Raw genomic sequence first — 15,886 nt, forward strand, 5'->3', positions numbered from 1 at the left:
AAATGAAGTTTAAACTTGAGAGCAGGTCGCTAGCGGTTTATGTGTCGCTGGTAGCAGCCATGTTGGTGGGTGTTTATTTGCGATTGCGTCATATCGATTCCAGAGGCCTCTGGCTTGATGAGGCCTTTAGCGTTTCGGTCAGTGATCCTGTTCATCATTTTGTTGATGTTTATCGCGCGACTTTAAGTGACGTTCATCCCCCGTTTTATCAGATTTTGCTATGGGTCTATTATCATTGCTTTGGCTTTGGGGAGTTTACAGGGCGATATCTGTCAGCTGCCCTCGGTGTATTATTGATTCCGGGCGCGTTTTTTTTGGGACGCAAACTGTTTGATCAACAGGTAGGTGTTCTGTTTGCCTGGCTTGTGGCGGTTAATTATTTCCTGATTCGATACTCTAATGAAACTCGCTCTTATGCGCTTTTGGTGTTTTTAACGGTTGTGTCCTTTTGGCTATTTATACGTTGTGTCAGGCAGTCCGGATTTATTGATTTTTTGGGTTATTTTGTTGTTTCTGCCATGTTGATAAATACCCATTATTTTGGTTATCTGGCGGTGATTTCTCAGGCGTGTCTTGCACTCTACATATTGCTGAAAAAAGACCTTGCCCTCAATGTTTTTTATAGGTTTTTGGGCGCAGGTTTTTTTACCGTTTTAACCGTCCTTCCGGGCCTTTCGTATACGAAAGTGGCCTTCGGTCGCCAAGACTTCTGGATTCCCCCCCCGGGCGAAAATTTTTTCTTTGTTGTTTTTTCTGAATATTTTGGCAATGCGTTTTTGGCATTCATGGCGGCAATAATGTTCATTGCCGGATTCGTGTCGCTGACAGTAAGTGATCGAAAAAAAGAATCTTTTCGGCTGCTGGTGTTCTGGTTGATGTTAGGTGTGGTGGTACCGTATGTATGCTCTGTTTATTTTACGCCTGTGACAACCGTTCGAAATTTTATTGTTTTACTGCCGGTTGTATTGTTGTTGATTGCTTTTGCTATCGAGGGAGTCAAAGATAAAGCAGTCAGGATGTTAGTGCTTGTGGTGTTTTTATGCTTTTCTGCAACACCGGTGTTTGAGGGCAGCAGTAAATTTGTGCAGGGGCAGAACCCGGCTTTTAATAGTATGCAGATGCGTGAAATTGTCGAATCGGCTATCAGTAAAGGTCATGGTGTTCCGGTTTATTCGATTGATGATATTCAGTTTGGAGTGTATTTCAAGTTGCTAGGGTCCCCTGTGCATGTTGAAAATTTCAAAAAACTTGCGTCCGACCTGAACGCTATGCGGTCGCCGGAAAAATTTTATGTTCTGGAAACAACATATACTCCAAGCCTGGAGTCGGATGAGGTTTTTTTAAAGCAGTTCAAGGTTGTACTTATCAGCAAGGAAGAACTGAATGAGGTGCGCTTGTTGGAGTTTCGCTCACTGAAGCCATAGGCTCGGAGAGGGGCGTACCTACTCAATAGCGTAGGTACGCCAAATTGCAATTACGGCACTGCCACTTCCATCGGCTCAAAACTGTCTGTCCGCGCCATCTGCCACATCCGCGAGTAAAACTCGCCGTTCACTTCCCCGGTGAGCAATTCCCCTGGCTTCAAAAACACATGCAGTTGCGAGAACAGTTTGATCTCGGTCGCCGACATGCGTCGAACCAGGTGCTTGGCCGACAGTTGCGAAGGATGTTCCAGTCCGGCCGCTGCGAGCATTTCCGCCAAAGCCTTCAACGTGTTGCGATGGAAATTGAACACGCGCTGGGCCTTGTCCGGCACGACCAGTGCGCGTTGGCGCAAGGCGTCCTGAGTGGCGACGCCGGTCGGGCATTTGTTGGTGTGGCAGCTTTGCGACTGGATGCAACCGATGGCGAACATGAAGCCGCGTGCCGAGTTGGCCCAGTCAGCGCCGATGGCCAGCACGCTGGCAATGTCGAAGGCGCTGACGATCTTGCCGCTGGCGCCGAGTTTGATCTTGTCGCGCAGGTTCAGGCCGACCAGGGTGTTGTGCACGAACAGTAGACCTTCGCGCATCGGCACGCCGATGTGGTCGGTGAATTCCACGGGGGCCGCGCCGGTGCCGCCTTCCTTGCCGTCGACGACGATGAAGTCGGGGAGGATGCCGGTTTCGAGCATGGCTTTGGCGATGCCCATGAATTCCCACGGGTGGCCGAGGCAGAACTTGAAGCCCACCGGTTTGCCGCCGGACAGTTCACGCAGTTGCTGGATGAAATGCATCATTTCGATTGGCGTGGAAAACGCACTGTGGCGTGACGGCGAGACGCAGTCTTCGCCCATCATGATGCCGCGGGTGTCGGCGATTTCCCGGGTGACTTTGTGTTTCGGCAGAATCCCGCCGTGGCCGGGTTTGGCGCCTTGGCTCATCTTGATTTCGATCATCCGCACTTGCGGGTTTTGCGCTTGCGTGGCGAAGCGTTCCGGGTCGAAACGGCCGTCGCTGGTGCGGCAACCGAAGTAGCCGCTGCCCAGCTCCCAGGTCAGGTCGCCGCCGTTTTCGCGGTGATACGGGCTGATGCTGCCTTCGCCGGTGTCGTGGGCGAAGTTACCGAGTTTGGCGCCCTGGTTGAGCGCGCGAATCGCGTTGGCGCTGAGTGAACCGAAGCTCATCGCCGAGATGTTGAACACCGACGCCGAGTACGGTTGAGTGCACTGCGGGCCGCCGACGGTGACGCGGAAACTGCTGGGGTCGCTCAACGGCGCCGGGCGCATCGAATGACCGATGAATTCGAAGCCCGATTGATAGACATCGATCAGCGTGCCGAACGGTTTGTCGGCGCTTTCATTTTTCGCCCGTGAGTACACCAGCGAACGCTGGGCGCGGGAGAAGGGCAGGGCGTCGCTGTCGGACTCCAGCAGGTATTGGCGGATTTCCGGGCGGATGCCTTCGACCAGGTATCGAATGTTGCCCAGGATCGGGTAATTGCGGCGTACCGCGTGCGGGCTCTGCATCAAGTCGAACAGGCCGACCAGGCTCAATACACCGGTGACGGCAGTGATCGGCCAGAGCCAGTCGTGTTCGAGAAAGGGCAGGCTGGCGAGGGTGAATATCACGCAGACGGCAAAGAAGGCGTAGCGGCTCAGGAGGGACAGGCTCATACGGTTTCCTTGGTTCGGACTCAATGGGTGTGGCCGCCGCAGATTCTCTGTGGCTGCGGGCTTGCTCGCGCAAACGCTGCAATCAGGCGTTCTGCGCCTGAAGAACAATCGAAAACAGCTCGGCCCGGGAGGTGATCCCAGGTTTGCTGTACCGGTGTTTCTTATGGGCATTAACGGTTTATACGGCGATTTCCAGCTTACGGGCGAATTCTTTGCTGGAGCAACCGCTGAGCATCAAACGCCTGACGGCGCGGTGCCAGGCGATGGTGTCAGACGAGAGTGTCACGCCTCGACCCCTTCCCGCAGGGATCAAGCGGCTGACGGTGTCTGGCGCATCGGCAGTTCGACGCGAAAGGTCGTGCCTACGCCCAACTCGCTGCTCACCGAAATGTCTCCACCATGCTTTTTCACAATGCCGTAGGACAGGGACAAACCGAGACCAGTCCCCTGGCCGACCGGTTTGGTGGTGAAGAAGGGGTCGAAGATTTTTTGCAGGGTGTCCGGTGCGATACCTGATCCGGTATCGGCCACTTCAACCCAGGCGATGTCGGCCTGCTGCCCGGTGCGCAGGGTGATGATGCCGCGTTCCTGCCCCATGGCCTGAGCCGCGTTGACCACCAGGTTCATGATGACCTGATTGATTTGCGACGGCAGGCACTCGATGTCCGGCAACGGCTGATACTCCTTGATCACGTCGGCCTTGTATTTGAGTTCGCTGGCGACGATGTTCAGGGTCGACTCGATGCCTTGTTGCAGATTGGCCCACTGCCATTGCTGGTTGGAATCGACCCGGGAAAAATCTTTCAGGTCCTTGACGATCTGCCCGACCCGGCCGATGCCGTCCTTGGATTCGCGGATCAGCACGGGAATGTCTTCGAGCAGAAAATCCAGTTCGACGTCCTGGCGCAATTGCTCCAGCCGTGACGCCGATTCGCTGTCCGGGGCGTGCCCGAGCGTCTGGTAGGCGTCGAGCATGGTCAGCAGTTGTTTGAAGTAGCCGTCCAGTGTGCCGAGGTTGGAGGAAATGAAGCCGATCGGGTTATTGATTTCATGGGCCACGCCCGCCGCCAGTTGCCCCAGTGACGCGAGTTTTTCCGATTGCACCAGTTGTCCTTCCAATTGCTTGCGCTCGTCGACTTCTCTCTGCAGTTCTTCGCTGGCCTGCTTGAACTGGGCGGTGCGCTGATCCACCAGATGTTCCAGATTGTGCATTTGCAGGGAGGCCCGTTCAGTCATCTGCCATTTGGTGAGCAGTGTGTTGGCCATCTGTTGCACTTCGATGTTGTCGAACGGTTTTTTCAGGATCAGCAGTCGATCATGAGCGTGCAGGCGTTCCAGCAGTTCGTCCCAGGAGTAATCCGAGTACGCGGTACACACCACTACCTGCAACTGCGGATCCTCTTTCCACAGGTGTTCGATGGTTTTCGCACCGTCCCAGCCATCGGGCATGCGCATATCGACGAAAGCCAGCGCATAGGGGCGCTGCTCCTGCATGGCCTGAACCAGTTTGCCCAGACCTTCCTCGCCGCCATAGGCCGAATCCAGCTCGAACCGAGGACGCTCGATTCGGGCCTGGGTGCCGAACAGTGCTGCCTCCATTTCGTCCAGTTCCACCGACTGTGCCGCCGGAGCGAGGATCTTGCGAAAGTCTTCATGAATCGACGGCATGTCGTCGATCAGTAGAATGCGGCGATTCGAAAGCTCACTCATGCGTTCTCCGTTACGCTGATCAGGGGGATCTGCAGGGTGAATAACGCACCCTTGCCCGGCCCGTCGCTGTGGGCGGTGAGATGGCCGTTCATCTCGATGGCCGCCAGGGCGCAGCTGTGCAGGCCAAACCCGTGGCCTTCCTTGCGGGTGGTGAAACCATGGGCAAAAATGCGCGTCATGTTCTGCGGCTCTATGCCCTCGCCATCGTCCCGGACGCTGATTTCGAGGAAGTTTTCATCCGCGATTCTGACCCCCAGAGTCATGGTGCGTGGGCGGTTGCTGAGGTCCGACATCGCGTATTTGGCATTGCTGATGAGGTTGATCAGGATCAGTAGCAAGCGGTGTTTGTCGCCCATCACTTGCGGCACATCGGCGTACTCCTTGACCACCGTGACGTGATGCCGGGTCAGGGCCCCGGCGTTCATGCGCAGGGCGTCTTCGAGCAGTTCGTTGATGAACAGCGGCTCGGTCATGCTGTTGGCCCCGGCATAGGACTGCTGGGTGGCGACGATGTCCTTGATGTGGTCGACGCTTTTGTTCATCTGGTTCAATTCGTCGGCCATTTCCTGCTGTTCCTGAGAGATCGCGCCGACCAGTTGATTGAGGTAACCGGGCAGCAATTTGCCCTTGGCGTCCTCGCTGAGGAAATGGCCAAGGTCGTGCGGATGTTCGTTGATCAATTGCATGGCCTTGCCCAATCCCAGTGATTTGCTGGCGCGCAGCTTTCGTGCGATCAGGTCGCAAGAGATGTTCACACTGTTGAGCACATTGCCGACGTTGTGCAGCACGTTGGTCGCGATTTCCGCCATACCGGCCTGGCGCGCGGCGTCGAGCAATTCGCTCTGGGCGTTCTTGAGCTCGCGGGTGCGCTCCTCGACCCGTTGCTCCAGCGCATCGTTGGCGGTCTGCAAGGCGCTATTGACCCGATTGATTTCGGCGAAACTGCGGATCAGGCGAACGGCCAGCCATATCAGTGACATCATCAACAGCACGGAAAACAGCAGCAGGTAGAAGTGGTATTTCCTTTCGATGACTTCGACGCGTTGCTGATCCATGTCAAGCATGGTGGTGATGTTGTCCAGACGTTCGGCCACTGGAATGGCTTCGATGTTTTCGAGCAACTGATTGACCCGTGGTTGCTCGCGCGCAATCAGGGCGATGTGATTGCTCATGATCCTGATCGGGCTTTGAAACTCCGCGGGCAGGCGTTGTGCATTCACTGCCAGTTTGTTCAACCCTAACTCGATGTCGGCAGCTTTGTCGGCGGAGGTGACCTGGGCGAACTCCAGGGCACTGAGTAGCAGGTCGTAGGTATCGGTGGTGATGTTCTGCAACTGCAACTTGTCGAAATCAGGCAGATTGGCCAGTTGCGCCTGGATGTCGTCTTCGGCGGTTGGCAAAAAGGCCAGAGAGTTACGCAACAGGGCGTTGTGCGACTTGAACTGTTCGACCAGACGGGTTTTTTCCTGCATCGCGTGCAGGAACCCCTCGTGGGCGTCGTTCCATAGGACGGAGTCGTTGCGACCATGCCCGGACTCCAGGGAGTCGAAGCGCTCCCAGAGCCGGGTCATCTCGTTCATTGGCGATACCAGGGGGTCGTAGTTGTGGGAGATCGCCACCCTGGCTTTGAGAATCTCGTTTTCCCACAGAGCGTTCTGCTGTTTGATCTGCCGGACCAGGTCCCTTGACTCGGTGTACGTCATGGTTTGTTCGGAGCTTGACTTGAAATAGAGAAACAGCAGGATCGAGGCCAGCACCACCGCGACCAGCGTGAGCAACAGCAGGCTGGTGTGGCGTGAGATGTTCTTCATGGCTTGCCCTCCCATTGGCCGGTCAGGGTCTTGAGAAACAGGATGATCAGGTGCTTGTCTTCTTCGCTCGGCATGCGCCCCAACTGGTACTGGAACATCACGTCCACCGCCCGTTCGAGGGTGGGCGCCGAGCCGTCGTGAAAGTACGGCGCGGTCATTGCGACATTGCGCAGGCTCGGCACTTTGAACACGGCACGATCCGCTTCGTCGCCGGTGACATTGAAACGTCCCTGGTCGGCCACTGTCGGGTTGCCGCGATCGGCAATGTAGTCGCCGAACACGCCGAATTTCTGGAACATGTTGCCGCCGATGTTCACCCCTTGGTGGCAGGCAATGCAGCCGTATTCCTTGAAGCGCTGGTAGCCGTACTTCTCCTCGAGAGTCAGGATGTCCGTGTTGCCCAGCAGGTATTGATCGAAACGGGAATTGTGGGTTAGCAAGGTGCGTTCATAGGTGGACAGTGCTTGCTGGATATTGGCCTTGGTCACACCGTCCGGGTAGGTGGCGGCGAAGTCCCGGCGGTAGTCGGCGTCGTTGGCGATGCGTTCGACGACGGTGCTCCAGTCGTTGCCCATTTCATGGGGGCTGGTAATGACCACGTCGCTCTGCTGCTCCAGTGTCTCGACGCGGCCGTCCCAGAACTGGCGGAAGTTCAGGCTGGCGTTGAACACCGTCGGTGTGTTGACGGCCACCGGTTTGCCGTCGAACCCCAGTGACAAGGCTCGGCTGTCGGCACCGTTCTTGTCCAGTTGGTGGCAACTGGTGCAGGACAGGCTGTTGTTGATCGATAACCTTGGCTCGTGGAATAACCGGCGGCCGAGTTCAACGCGCCGGGCATCCTGCGCCGGTGCGGCGGGCAGGGGGATGAGCGGTTCGTCCAGCGGCTCGGCGTGGGCACCGATACAGAGTCCACAAAGCAGCAACGCCATGAAAGGGGGGTAAAGGCTCATCGGCAATCGTCTCCTTGACTCTCGTGGCCGGTTTCGGGGCGTGCATCAAACTGTCCAGGGCGGTGGGGACGTGGCGGCCAGCAAGTGCGCAAAAGCGTCGGCAGGCAGGGCTTTGCTGAAGTAGTAGCCTTGGCCTTCTTCGCAGTGGTGGGCCTTGAGAAAGGCCAGTTGTTCTGCGGTTTCGATGCCTTCGGCGATGACGTTCAATCCCAGACTTTTTCCCAGGCTGATGATGGCGCTGACGAGGGCGGCATCATTGCTGTCGTGGCTCAGACCGCGAATGAACGATTGATCGATCTTCAGCACATCAATGGGAAACCGGCGCAGGTAGCTCAGGCTTGAATAGCCGGTGCCGAAGTCGTCGATGGACAGTCGTGTGCCCAGTGCCTGCAGGCGATTGAGTGCGGTCATTGTCGCTTCGACGTTTTGCATCAGTACGCCTTCAGTGATTTCCAGTTCCAGCCAGCCGGCGTCCAGCCCCGACTGCCTGAGCACGTGCTCGACGCCTTCGACGAAGTCGCGCTGGCGAATATCGATGGGCGAGATGTTCACCGACATGCGGATCGGCGGCAGTCCCGCCACTTGCCAGGCCCGAGTCTGACGACAGGCCTCGGCCAGCACCCATTGGGTCAGTGGCACGATCAGTCCGCTGTCCTCGGCCACCGGAATGAAGTCCGAGGGATAGACCGTGCCGTGCCCCGGTTTCTGCCAGCGCACCAGCGCCTCGGCACCGACCACCCTGGCGCTGCGCAGGTCGATTTTCGGTTGGTAGTGCAGGACGAACTCTTGCCGTTTCAGCGCCAGACGAATGCCCGATTCGATGCTTTGCTGTTCGCGTGCGCGCTGGTTCATCGCGTCGATGAAGAAACCGATGTCGTTGGGGCCGTTTTCCTTGACGTTACGCATCGCGGTTTCGGCCTTCTTGATCAACTCGATGGCATCCAGTCCGTCTTCGGGATAGACGCTGATGCCCAGACTGGCGGTGACGCTGACGTCATGGCCGGCAATCGTCTGCGGCAGGCGAATGGCCGCGAGCACTTTTTCGGCGATGGCGTGGGTCTGCTGTGGATGGCTGATGTCGGTGAGGATCACCACGAACTCGTCTGAACCGTAGCGAAAGACCGAGTCTGATCCGCGTATGCACAGCAACAGTTGCTGTCCGACACGCTTGAGCATTTCGTCGCCCGCCGGATGGCCCAACGCATTATTGATGCGCTTGAACCGGTCCAGACCGAGGAACATCACCACCAGTTGCTTGTCATGGCGCCGGCAGACGGCCAGGGCCTGGCTCAGGCGATCACCGAGCAGGGTGCTGTTGGGTAAACCGGTGAGGGTGTCGTATTGCAGCAGGCGCGACACCTTCAGCAGTTCGTGAACCCGCGCCTCGATGGTTCGCTCAAGGCTGAGCATCTTCAGTGCCGCGTCCTGGGCCAGTTGCCATTTCCAGGTCAGGGCACTGGCCATCTGGCGGATTTCCAGGCTGTCGAACGGCTTTTTGAGAATCAGTAACTGGTCGCCGAACTCCAGCCGCTCGGCCATCGCCTCCCAGCTGTAATCGCTATAGGCGGTGCACAAGGCAATTTGCAGGTTCGGATCGGCCTGCCACAGTTGCTCGATGGTTTCCAGACCATCCCATCCCGGCGGCATGCGCATGTCGATGAAGGCAAGGGCATAAGGGTTGCCATCGGCCAGCGCGCGCAGGACCAGAGCCAAGGCTTCCTGGCCCTGGTAGGCGGAGTCTAGCTGGAAGTTCAGGTGTGGCGACTGACGGGTACCGAACAGCGTCTGTTCGAGGTGATTCAAGTCAGCCTCTTCGGGCGCCTTCGGGGCAAGGATCTTGCGGAAGTCGTCGTGAATCGCCGGTGTGTCATCGATGATCAGGATGCGCCGGTTGGATTGCGGGAATGGGGTTTTCATTCCTCATCCTCCCCCCGGGACTGGACCACCTTGTGTCCGTCCCTCAGCAGTTGGCCTGCCTGCTCGGCGCTGACCGCCTCACTGAAATAGAGCCCCTGTGCACTGGGTAATGCGGCCGCGGTGGGCGGCGCGGGATGCTGTCCCGGTGTCGGCTGGCCTTCGGCAATGATGCCGATGTCCAGATCCCGGGCGAAATTGACGATCGCCCGCAGTGCGCTGGCACCGGCTGCATCTTGAGTCGCGCTATCGATGACGCTCTGAGCAAGCTTGAGATGATTGACGCGGTAGGTTTTCAGGTAATCGAACGATGAATACTCGGTGCCGAAATCATCGATGGCGATGGTCACGCCCAGTTCACGCAGGCGTGGCAATACATCGTTGTGGGTCCACTTGGTCTGGGCCAGCGTCGCCTCGGTGACATCGAAACGCAAATCCCAGGGCGCAAGCTGCCAGCGTGCGGTGGTGCGCAGAACGTCGTAGATCAGTTCGGGGCCACTCTTGAGTTGCGCCAGAGAGAGCTTGATTGCCATCAACGGCGGTGCCACGCCTTCCTCACGCCAGAGTTGCATCTGGCGGCAGGCGCGATCCAGCACCCAGCGCCCCAGAGGAATGATCGCGCCGGTTCTTTCCGCCGCCGGGACGAAGGCGGATGCCGGCAGCAGACCGCGCCGCGGGTGCTGCCAGAGGATTTTCGCCTCCATGCCCAGAATCCGGTCGTTGTGCAGATCCATCTCCGGTGCGTAATGCAGTCTCAGCTCATCGCCCTCCAGCGCGGCCATCAACTCGCTGACGAGGGTCATGCGTTCGGCGACTTCCCGAGAGATCTCCTCCGAGTGGAAGTGATACTGGTTGCGCCCCGTTTCCTTGGCGCGGTACAGCGCCATGTCGGCTTGCCCCAGCAGGCTGTCGGCGTCGAGACTGGTCGCGCTGTAGCTGCTGATGCCGATACTGACCGAAATATGCAGCGCATTACCGGACAGGTTGTAGGGCGCCATCAGTGCGTCGCGGATATGAGACGCCATCGCGGCCGATTGGGTCGGGTCGCTGACGTCCAGTTGCAGGATCGCGAACTCGTCGCCGCCCAGGCGCGCCACCACATCGTTTTCTCGCACGCAGGCCTTGATGCGATGGGCGACTTCCTGTAACAGCAGGTCGCCGACCGGATGCCCGAGGGTGTCATTGATTCGCTTGAAGTGATCCAGGTCGAGGTAAAACACCGCGAACGGCATGGCGCCACGACGCGCGGCCGCAAACGCCTGGTGCAGACGCTCGATCAATGTGGCGCGGTTGGCCAGCCCCGTCAGGCTGTCGGAACGGGCCATCAACGCCAATTTCTCCTCGACCAGACGACGTTCGGTGATGTCCAGGATGATGCCTTCGACTTCCTGCAGCCGTCCGTCATGATCGCGCACTGGTATATAGCGGTTTTCCACCCAGCGCCAAGTGCCCTGGCCGGTGCGCAGGCGAAATTCGATCGAAGCGCCCGACGCATGCCGATCCAGCACCCTGACCATGGCCGCATCGACGTTCGCCTGATCGTCCGGGTGAATCAGCTCCTGAGCCCAGTTCGGCGAGCGCACCAGATCCGCGGCGACATGACCATAGCGAGTGATGTTGTGGGAGATGTACATCAGTGCAAACGAGGGATCGCCGCGCAGCCGATAAAGGATGGTCGGGCTGTTCTGCACGATGATATTGGCGTCGGACAATTCCCGGGTGCGTTCCTCAACCGCTTGTTCCAGCTCGTTGAGCTTCAGCGCGGCGTCTTCGGTCATTTGCCATTTGACCGTAAGGGCGCTGGCCATCTGGCGGATCTCGATTGCGTCGAAGGGCTTTTTCAGAATCAGCAAACGGTCGTTCAGCGCCAGGCGCCGGTCGATGTCTTCCCACGAATAATCGGAATAGGCCGTGCACAGGGCGACCTGCAACTTGGGGTCGACTTGCCACAGCCGTTCGATGGTTTCCAGCCCGTCCCATCCCGGTGGCATGCGCATGTCAATGAATGCCATGGCATAGGGGCGCTCATCGGCCAGCGCAGCTTCGAGTTTATCGAGTGCTTCCCTGCCCTGAAATGCCGAGTCAAGTTCGAAGTGCAGTGTCTGTGTCGCAGTCGGGGTGCCGAACAATAGACTCTCGGTCTCGCCGAGGCCGTCGTCCTGGGGGATGACAGGGCAGAGAATCTTGGCGAAATCGTCATGAATCGCCGGGCTGTCGTCGACGATGAGCACGCGGCGATTGATGTATACGGGGGGCGCCGTCATACCGCGCGGTCCACGGGGTCACATGCTGTTGTCATCGGGAGCATCCTTTCCCTCATTACGTGCCTGTTCGAAGGCCGATGGAGTCCGCCTGCGAGTTGAGCATAGTCGCGCCCTCGGCAATTTGCCTGTGCACTCGGGCTGAAGATTTGCGTGAACACTGCAGAAAATCATCTAGCCTTCAGTCAGGCGCAGGCAAGCGAGGCGGTAGGCTGGCGCGTCGTTTTCGTCCACTGTTTTGCTTGAGGTCACGCCATGGAAGAGCAATCCGCCCCGACTCTGCCTCACCGCCCCACAGTGCTGCTGGTCGATGACGAGGAGTCGATCCTCAACAGCTTGCGCCGCCTGTTGCGGGGCCAACCCTACGATGTCCTGCTGGCCACGAGCGGCGCCCAGGCACTGGAGATGCTCGAACAGCAGACGGTTGACCTGGTCATGAGCGATGCGCGTATGCCCAATATGGACGGCGCCTCGTTGCTGGCTCATGTTCGCCAACGTCATCCGGCGACCGTGCGCATCATGCTCACGGGCTACGCCGACCCGTCCGCGATCATAAAGGCGATCAATGACGGGCAGATTCACCGTTACATCAGCAAACCGTGGAATGACGAAGAGTTGCTGCTGATCCTGCGTCAGTCCCTGGAGCATCAGCATTCCGAGCGAGAACGTCAGCGCCTGGAACAGTTGGCCCGGGTGCAAAACGATCAGCTCAAACTGCTCAACAGCACCCTGGAAAAGCATGTCGCGGCGCGCACCGCCGAGCTGCAACAGACCGCCGACATGCTTGATCTGGCTTACGAAGAGCTCAAACGCAGCTATGTCACCGGCACCGAAGTGTTCTCGTTGCTGGCCAATCTGCGCTTGCCCCCGGCCAAACAGACCAACCGGCAAATCATCGAACTGGTGCGCAGCTACTGCAAACACCATGACCTGGACGAAGCCACCAGCCGTGACCTGACCATGGCGGCGGCGCTCTACAATGTCGGCAAACTGAGCTGGACCGACGGCATGATGATTACGCCTTCGGATTTGCTGCGTCATACCGATCAAGAGCGTTATCGCGGGTATCCGAAGCAGAGCGAGTCCTTGCTGATGACGCTGGACCCGATGAAAGATGCCGCACGCCTGATCCTGCATCACCAGGAGCGATGGGACGGCAGCGGTTTTCCCGACCGCCTCAAGGGCGAGGCGATTCCCTTCGGCTCGCGGTTACTGAAACTGGCGGTGGACTTCGTCGAGTTGCAACGCGGCCTGATTCTTGAGCGGCAGATGAACAGCGACGAAGCGTTGCTGTACCTGCGCCAGTACGCCGCACGCCTGTACGATCCGGAACTGGTCGAAGATTTCATTCACGTGTGTGCGGCCTTCCTCAGCGATGTCACGCTGGCCGATCCGACGGTCAAGGTACTGACCACTCGGGATCTGGCGCCGGGAATGATTCTGGCGCGCAATCTCAACGCTGATAACGGCATGTTGCTGCTCAATGCCGGCAAAACCCTCAGCGGCCTGTTGGTGGAAAAGCTGATTGCTTTCGAAGCCATGGAAGGCGGCAAATACAAGATTTTCGTCAAGGTGCCTGAGGAGGTCGACGAGCAACTCAAGGCTCAGGGTTAGCGATCTGTAAGGTGACGTCATTGGGCAGGCATGGGATCCTTGCGATTTTTTCAGGCCGGTGGCTGCCCCATGACCTCTGCACCCGTTGTCTCCCCACGCATCATTCGCATCGCCGCCGCGCTACTGCTCGGCGCTGACGGTCGCACCCTGCTGGTACGCAAGCGTGGTACCACGGCGTTCATGCAACCGGGCGGCAAGATCGAGCCCCACGAACGGCCCCTGCATGCACTGGCCCGTGAGCTGGAGGAAGAGTTGGGATTGCGTATTGACCCTTCGCAGGCGACATTCCTCGGCCAGTTCTGCGCCCCCGCCGCCAATGAGCCAGGATTTGTCGTACAGGCTGAAATCTTTCAACTGACCATCGACACCGAAGTCACCCCTGCCGCCGAAATCGAAGAGGTGGTCTGGATCGACCCGGCCACCGACGGCGATGTTGAACTGGCGCCATTGACACGCGACCTGATCCTGCCGTTTTATCGAGCCTCGCTCACCGCCATTGCCTGATCATCCACGCAAAGGACTTTGCCATGATCCCGCTTCAAGACCTGCTGATTTTCGCCGCCGCCGCGTTGCTGATGGTACTGACGCCGGGGCCGAACATGATCTACCTGATCTCGCGTTCGATCTGCCAGGGACGCAAGGCCGGTGTGACCTCGTTGCTGGGCGTGGTGGCCGGTTTTTTTGTGCACATGTTTGCAGCGGCCGCCGGTTTGACCGCGGTGTTTCTCGCGGTGCCGATGGCTTATGAGGTGTTGAAGTGGGCTGGCGCGCTGTATCTGCTGTGGCTGGCCTGGCAAGCGGTGAAACCCGGCGCACGCTCGCCGTTCGAAACGCAGCCGTTGCCGGCGGATTCGTCGCGAAAGTTGATCACCATGGGCTTTCTCACCAGCGCCCTGAATCCGAAAATTGCGGTGTTCTACCTCTCGGTATTTCCGCAGTTCATCACGCCTGAACATGGCTCGGTGTTCACCCAGAGCATCATTCTTGGCCTGACCCAGATCAGCGTCAGTTTTTCCGTCAATCTGTTGATCGCACTGTTCGCGGCGGGCATTGCATCATGGTTCGTGCGTAACCCGACGTGGCTGGCGGTGCAGCGTTATTTCATGGGCCTGGTGCTCGGCGGTCTGGCCGTGCGGCTGATGATTGAACAACGGCGAGGGGCTTGAGATGTGGATCGAACGGCTGGACGCCAGCCATGCCCTGGCCTATCGCGAGTTGATGCTCCAGGCCTACGACCGCCATCCACACGCCTTCACCTCCAGCGTGCGCGAACGGGCAGTGATGCCGCTGAGTTGGTGGGAAACGCGGCTGACCAGCAAGCTCGATGTGGTGCTCGGTGCGTTCGAGGCCGGCGTATTGGCGGGCATCGTCGGTCTGGCGTTCGAGCCTCGTGAGAAGGCCCGACACAAGGCCACGTTATTCGGCATGTACGTGTCGGCGGATTTTCGCCAGCACGGCTTGGGTTATGAACTGGTGCAAGCCGCGCTGAGCGAAGGCCAAAACCATCCCGAGCTGAAACTCATCCAGCTCACCGTCACCGCCGGCAACGATGCGGCGTTCAAGCTGTATCAACGCTGCGGCTTTATCCAGTTCGGCCTCGAGCCGCTGGCCGTGCGGGTCGGTGAAGACTATTTCGACAAGATCCACATGTGGCGTGAACTCTGACCCGTCACTGTTTCATCCTGTTCAGGCTGGTGGATCGAGGTTATCCCGCGCGCGATTGACGGTCGGTTCACCGAGCAGGGGGGGCGGTGCGGTGTGCCCGGCAAACTGTAGGCCGTGACGCAAGATTGCGTAGCCTGAGTCCATGTCTGGACATGTCTGTTAAACATTGCTGTTTAAGGTAATAAGAACACTCACCAAACCTAGCCGGGTGCAGGTGCGCGCAAATTGCTTTGGCCAAAATCGGAATCGCCCTACACGCAAAAGAGAATCACCCGGCATCAAAGCTTGAGGTCGCTCGCCAAAGTCCCCCGTTTTGCAGAACGGGACACGGATGTGACCAGACTCATCCCTCAACGCGAACTCCACGGCCAACAGCTACTCGACACCCACCAAGCCATGGACACCTTTCGACAGGCACTCAACCGCCCGGATGAACTGCCGGGTTTCGATGACATGCTCAATGCAATGGGCCTCAATCAATCCAACTACCTGCAAGGCGCCAACCAGCGAAAACTTGTCGAAGCCATTCGCAACGGCGACTGGGTCGTGGTGAAACCACGCGTTGTTGCCGATAGCGGCGGCGCCTCCTGGAACGCCTTCAAACCCGAACCACCACCCGCCCAGCATCTGGTGGAAGAGCACACCTACACCCTGCCGCAACCGGCTGAGTCGGGTTTTCACATCGTCCAGAAACCCATGAGCCGCGAAGCGCTCGAGCGTGCGCTCTACGAAACCACGCTCAGCGATGCCCTGCGCCGCGAATTCCGCTCCCTAAACCGCCATCTCGGCGAACAGGTCAAACCGGGACAAATGGTCATCTTCAGCGACTCGCGCAACTACATGTGCCGACGCGAAGAAGCGCAGATG

Annotated in this window: 11 protein-coding genes and 2 pseudogenes; 6 read left to right on the forward strand and 7 right to left on the reverse strand. The window is 58.4% G+C overall.

Annotated features, from left to right (window positions below; genetic code table 11):
* Positions 1-2: 2 nt before the first annotated feature.
* Positions 3-1,424 (forward strand): glycosyltransferase family 39 protein, encoded by a 1,422-nt coding sequence (locus tag AACY02_RS16575; RefSeq protein WP_339432877.1) that lies wholly within the window; start codon positions 3-5, stop codon positions 1,422-1,424.
* Between the two features lie 50 nt (positions 1,425-1,474).
* Here the strand turns inward: AACY02_RS16575 and AACY02_RS16580 are convergent, their stop codons facing one another.
* From AACY02_RS16580 to AACY02_RS16610, 7 genes and pseudogenes are all read right to left on the reverse strand, one after another.
* Positions 1,475-3,094, reverse strand: a complete 1,620-nt coding sequence (locus tag AACY02_RS16580) for an FMN-binding glutamate synthase family protein (protein WP_339432878.1) — start codon at positions 3,092-3,094, stop codon at positions 1,475-1,477.
* 82 nt (positions 3,095-3,176) lie between these two features.
* Positions 3,177-3,341 (reverse strand): annotated as a pseudogene (locus tag AACY02_RS16585) (LuxR C-terminal-related transcriptional regulator); the annotation flags it as partial.
* A 62-nt stretch (positions 3,342-3,403) separates the two neighbouring features.
* On the reverse strand, positions 3,404-4,804 hold the full coding sequence (locus AACY02_RS16590; protein ID WP_339432879.1) for an ATP-binding protein: 1,401 nt from the start codon (positions 4,802-4,804) through the stop codon (positions 3,404-3,406).
* Positions 4,801-6,615 (reverse strand): DAHL domain-containing protein, encoded by a 1,815-nt coding sequence (locus AACY02_RS16595; protein WP_339432880.1) that lies wholly within the window; start codon positions 6,613-6,615, stop codon positions 4,801-4,803. Before AACY02_RS16595 ends, AACY02_RS16590 begins: the two co-directional genes overlap by 4 nt.
* Entirely contained in the window at positions 6,612-7,565 is a 954-nt protein-coding gene (locus tag AACY02_RS16600; RefSeq protein WP_339432881.1) for a cytochrome-c peroxidase, read from the reverse strand. Before AACY02_RS16600 ends, AACY02_RS16595 begins: the two co-directional genes overlap by 4 nt.
* A gap of 45 nt (positions 7,566-7,610) precedes the next feature.
* Positions 7,611-9,482, reverse strand: a complete 1,872-nt coding sequence (locus tag AACY02_RS16605; protein WP_339432882.1) for a two-component system response regulator — start codon at positions 9,480-9,482, stop codon at positions 7,611-7,613.
* Positions 9,479-11,743 carry a GGDEF/EAL domain-containing response regulator gene (locus AACY02_RS16610; RefSeq protein WP_339432883.1) on the reverse strand — a complete coding sequence of 755 codons (2,265 nt, stop codon included), beginning with the start codon at positions 11,741-11,743 and terminating at the stop codon, positions 9,479-9,481. The genes AACY02_RS16605 and AACY02_RS16610 overlap by 4 nt, the downstream gene beginning before the upstream one ends.
* Before the next feature lie 252 nt (positions 11,744-11,995).
* Between AACY02_RS16610 and AACY02_RS16615 the strand changes: the two genes are divergently transcribed.
* The 5 genes and pseudogenes from AACY02_RS16615 to AACY02_RS16635 form a co-directional block, all read left to right on the forward strand.
* Entirely contained in the window at positions 11,996-13,354 is a 1,359-nt protein-coding gene (locus AACY02_RS16615; protein WP_339432884.1) for an HD domain-containing phosphohydrolase, read from the forward strand.
* Between the two features lie 69 nt (positions 13,355-13,423).
* The gene (locus AACY02_RS16620) at positions 13,424-13,858 is read left to right on the forward strand and encodes an NUDIX hydrolase (RefSeq protein ID WP_339432885.1); all 435 of its coding nucleotides are present in this window, start codon (positions 13,424-13,426) and stop codon (positions 13,856-13,858) included.
* 23 nt (positions 13,859-13,881) lie between these two features.
* Entirely contained in the window at positions 13,882-14,520 is a 639-nt protein-coding gene (locus tag AACY02_RS16625) for a LysE family translocator (RefSeq protein ID WP_339432886.1), read from the forward strand.
* Between the two features lies 1 nt (position 14,521).
* Positions 14,522-15,019: a GNAT family N-acetyltransferase gene (locus tag AACY02_RS16630; protein ID WP_339432887.1), complete on the forward strand. Its 498-nt coding sequence runs from the start codon at positions 14,522-14,524 to the stop codon at positions 15,017-15,019.
* 333 nt (positions 15,020-15,352) lie between these two features.
* Positions 15,353-15,886 (forward strand): annotated as a pseudogene (locus AACY02_RS16635) (hypothetical protein); the annotation flags it as partial.

The sequence above is a fragment of the Pseudomonas sp. EA_65y_Pfl2_P78 genome, from assembly GCF_963970495.1.
Lineage (GTDB): Bacteria > Pseudomonadota > Gammaproteobacteria > Pseudomonadales > Pseudomonadaceae > Aquipseudomonas > Aquipseudomonas baetica_A.

What these genes read in the sequence shown, in the direction of transcription:
- AACY02_RS16580 (WP_339432878.1), bottom strand. Translation starts at nt 3,094, where the DNA reads ATGAGCCTGTCCCTCCTGAGCCGCTACGCCTTCTTTGCCGTCTGCGTG.
- AACY02_RS16630 (WP_339432887.1), top strand. Translation starts at nt 14,522, where the DNA reads ATGTGGATCGAACGGCTGGACGCCAGCCATGCCCTGGCCTATCGCGAG.
- AACY02_RS16600 (WP_339432881.1), bottom strand. Translation starts at nt 7,565, where the DNA reads ATGAGCCTTTACCCCCCTTTCATGGCGTTGCTGCTTTGTGGACTCTGT.
- AACY02_RS16615 (WP_339432884.1), top strand. Translation starts at nt 11,996, where the DNA reads ATGGAAGAGCAATCCGCCCCGACTCTGCCTCACCGCCCCACAGTGCTG.
- AACY02_RS16595 (WP_339432880.1), bottom strand. Translation starts at nt 6,615, where the DNA reads ATGAAGAACATCTCACGCCACACCAGCCTGCTGTTGCTCACGCTGGTC.
- AACY02_RS16625 (WP_339432886.1), top strand. Translation starts at nt 13,882, where the DNA reads ATGATCCCGCTTCAAGACCTGCTGATTTTCGCCGCCGCCGCGTTGCTG.
- AACY02_RS16605 (WP_339432882.1), bottom strand. Translation starts at nt 9,482, where the DNA reads ATGAAAACCCCATTCCCGCAATCCAACCGGCGCATCCTGATCATCGAT.
- AACY02_RS16575 (WP_339432877.1), top strand. Translation starts at nt 3, where the DNA reads ATGAAGTTTAAACTTGAGAGCAGGTCGCTAGCGGTTTATGTGTCGCTG.
- AACY02_RS16610 (WP_339432883.1), bottom strand. Translation starts at nt 11,743, where the DNA reads ATGACGGCGCCCCCCGTATACATCAATCGCCGCGTGCTCATCGTCGAC.
- AACY02_RS16620 (WP_339432885.1), top strand. Translation starts at nt 13,424, where the DNA reads ATGACCTCTGCACCCGTTGTCTCCCCACGCATCATTCGCATCGCCGCC.
- AACY02_RS16590 (WP_339432879.1), bottom strand. Translation starts at nt 4,804, where the DNA reads ATGAGTGAGCTTTCGAATCGCCGCATTCTACTGATCGACGACATGCCG.